This is a genomic window from Actinomycetota bacterium (assembly GCA_030776725.1).
Classification (GTDB): Bacteria; Actinomycetota; Nitriliruptoria; order Nitriliruptorales; family JAHWKO01; genus JAHWKW01.
Genome location: JALYHG010000016.1, coordinates 1 through 2,767, shown reverse-complemented (window position 1 = coordinate 2,767; position 2,767 = coordinate 1). Strand labels below are relative to the sequence as shown.

At 74.1% G+C, this 2,767-nt stretch carries 3 protein-coding genes; all 3 read right to left on the bottom strand.

What is annotated here, in order from left to right; translation table 11 throughout:
* Positions 1–720, bottom strand: a 720-nt coding sequence (locus M3N57_00605) for a 1-acyl-sn-glycerol-3-phosphate acyltransferase (GenBank protein MDP9021207.1), incomplete at its 3' end; no start/stop codon positions are given.
* Positions 721–811: 91 nt separating this feature from the next.
* Positions 812–1,993 carry a nickel pincer cofactor biosynthesis protein LarC gene (gene larC / locus M3N57_00600; GenBank protein ID MDP9021206.1) on the bottom strand — a complete coding sequence of 394 codons (1,182 nt, stop codon included), beginning with the start codon at positions 1,991–1,993 and terminating at the stop codon, positions 812–814.
* A complete protein-coding gene (gene larB / locus M3N57_00595; GenBank protein ID MDP9021205.1) occupies positions 1,990–2,766 on the bottom strand; it encodes a nickel pincer cofactor biosynthesis protein LarB in 777 nt (258 codons plus the stop codon). Before larB ends, larC begins: the two co-directional genes overlap by 4 nt.
* Position 2,767 lies beyond the last annotated feature (1 nt).

Genomic DNA, 2,767 nt, shown 5'->3' with positions numbered 1-2,767 from the left:
CGCTTCGTCGACGGTGGGGGCGGTCCCGCCCAGGTGCGCGGGGACCCACCAGCGGTCGTCGGGGCCCGCCGGCTGGTCGGGGTAGTCGTCCTGGGCTTGCTTGAGCAGGTGCTCGATCCGGGCCATCAGCTCGTCGGTCGCTTCGCGGCTGTCGGCGCGACGTTCGACCAGCAGTGGTTCCCCATAGCGGACCAGGATCGGGATCCCGCGGGCGGGGCGCGGGTCACGCCCCTTGGTCAGGACCCGCTGGCTGCCCCACACCGCCACCGGGACGATCGGCGCGCCGGCGGCGGCCGCGAGCCGGGCGGCGCCGGGCCGTCCCTCCATCGGGACGAAGGACGGGCTGATCGTGCCCTCCGGGAAGATCCCGACGACCTCCCCGGCGCGCAACGCCGCGAGCGCGTCGCGGTACCCGGGCCTGGCGTCGCCGTACGGATCGATCTCGATCTGTCGCAGGGCCCGCAGCGCGGCGCCCACCACCGGCGTGTGCATGACGTCGCTGCGGACCATGTACCGGATGCGCCGCTGTCGTTGACACAGCGCCACGAACGAGAAGTCGAGGTAGCTGATGTGGTTGCTGGCCACGATCACCGGACCGGTCGACGGGATGTGCTGCTGGCCGCGAGCGTCGAACGACCACCTGAACAGGCGGAAGCCGAGCCGGAAGACGGCCGCGAGGCCGTCGTAGAGGACGTGGCCCACCCGGCGTTCGACGTCCACCCCGGCGTCCTCCCCCAACGTGTCGAACCCTACGGGAACGCGGTCGCTTCGTGGCTCGCGCCCGCTACCCCCCGGCTCGGTGGGACGGTCGTCAACTGGAGCGGTCCCAGGACGACACGGCGTGGCGGGCCAGCTCGGCGGCGTGGGCTTGCACCTCACGGGCGGGGCGGTGCAGCGCCTCGGCGACGGCGCGCACGTCGTCGAACTCCGCTACGGCCGTGACGATCTGGCCGTCGAACTCCGCGACCTTGACGCGGACGTCGTGGCCTTCGACCTGCACCGTGACCCAGCGTCGAGGCAGCGGTCGCCTGCTGATCGGGAACCACCGCACCCCGATGGTGGTGCTCTCGCGGAACAGCACGGCCTGGGTGGCGGGGATGTCCGCGGCGTCGACGAGCGCGGTGAGCGTGTAGCCGGGGCGCCCTTTCTTCATCAGCACGGGCGTCGCCCAGGCATCGTGCGCGCCGGCGTCGCGGAGCCCGTCGAGCACCACCGGGACCAGCTGCGGTGAGAGGTCATCGACCGTGGCCTCGACCACCATCGCCGGGTCAGCGCCCGCCCCCGTCTCCGCGTCGCCGACCAGCACGGTGAGCGCACCGGCGTCGGCACGGTCGGGGTCGCCCGCGCCCCGCCCGCGGCCGGTCAGGCGGACGGCCGGGAGAGGCCCACCGATGGTCAAGGTCGCGAGCAGCGCTGCCCCGGTCGGTGTGGCCAGCTCGCGCGATCCTCCGCCGAACACCGTGAACCCACGGAGCAACTCGATCACCGCGGGCGCGGGGACCGGCAGGTCCCCGTGGTCGGTGGCAACCGTCCCCGAGCCCACCGCGACCGGCCCGGACGTGAGCCGCTGCAGGCCCAGGGCGTGCACGCCGGCGCAGGCCCCGACGATGTCGATGACGGTGTCGAGGCTGCCCAGCTCGTGCAGGTGGACCCGGTCCAGGTCGGTGCCGTGCGCGGCCGCTTCCGCCTCGGCGAGGCGACGGAACGTCGACAGCGCCGCATCACGCACCGCCGCCGGCAGATCGGCGCGGTCCAGCAGCGACCGGCCCTCCGCCCAGGTGCGCACGGTCGGCGCCCCGGCGGGTAGCCGGACGTGGACCTTGACGGCAGCCACGCCGCGGACGTGGACGGTGGCGGCGTCGAGCCGGGCGCCGGAATCGAGGGCGTCGACGGCGGCCTGCAGCGCCGACAGGGGCGCGCCGGCGTCGACGAGCGCCCCGAGCCACATGTCGCCGGCGACGCCGTGTTCGCACAGAAGGTGAGCGACCTTCACGCGGTCGGCACCTCACTCACCTTCCGCCCGTGTCGGGTGCGTCCCGCCAGCCGCAGCATCCGCAAGGTCACCATGGCGGCGGCGAAACCGCCGTCGATGTTGACCACGGCGATCCCGGGGGCGCAGGCGGTGAGCATGCCCAGCAGCGCCGCGAGCCCGTCGAACGAGGCTCCGTACCCCACACTTGTGGGCACGGCGACGACCGGGGCGGCAACCAGTCCGGCCACCAGTGACGGCAACGCGCCCTCCATGCCGGCCACCACCACCGCGACGTCGGACGTGTCGATCCGGTCGCGGACCGCCAGGAGACGGTGGACACCGGCGACGCCCACGTCGGCGACGACGGTGACGTCGACGCCGAACGCGTCGAGGACCGTGGCGCACTCCTGGGCGACCGGCAGGTCGCTGGTCCCGGCGCAGGCGACCGTGACCACGCCGTGCACGCGTGCGGCGGGCGCGGCGCGGCGGGCAACCACCACCCGGCCCACCTCGTCATGGCGCGCTGCGGGGGCGACCTCGTGAACGGCCGCGGCCTGTTCGTCGCTGACCCGGGTCACCAGGACGGGACCGTCTCCGGCGCGCAGTAGCTGCTGCACGGCGCGGGCGCACTGGTCGGCGGTCTTGCCCTCCCCGAAGACCACCTCGGGGTCACCGGTGCGCAGCTCACGGTGGTGATCGAGCTTGAGATCGCCCAGGTCCGCGAACGGCAGGTCGCGGAGAGCCGCCGCAGCGGCTGCGATGCTGACCTGTCCCGACCGGACCGCGCCGAGCAGT